At 68.2% G+C, this 211-nt stretch carries 1 pseudogene; it reads left to right on the top strand.

The window, feature by feature from the left end:
• Positions 1–211: pseudogene (locus GRF61_RS24305) on the top strand (MFS transporter); the annotation flags it as partial.

The raw sequence follows: 211 nt of genomic DNA, 5'->3' as shown, positions 1-211 counted from the left end.
TCAGGCGATGCAGGCCTGGCTCACGGTGGACGGGGTGGATCTGGCCACCATAGGCTTCTTCGGCCTGGTCGGCATTCCCTATACCTTCAAGTTCCTGTGGGCGCCGCTGATGGACCGCTTCGAGCCGCCCTTCCTCGGCCGCCGGCGCGGCTGGCTGGCACTGACGCAGTTCGCGCTCGCCGGCGTGCTGTGGTGGATGGCGCAGCTCTCG

The sequence above is a fragment of the Azoarcus sp. TTM-91 genome (assembly GCF_012911025.1).
Taxonomy (GTDB): Bacteria; Pseudomonadota; Gammaproteobacteria; order Burkholderiales; family Rhodocyclaceae; genus Azoarcus.
The sequence above is the reverse complement of the archived record's forward strand: the minus strand, read 5'-3'. Positions and strand labels throughout refer to the sequence as shown.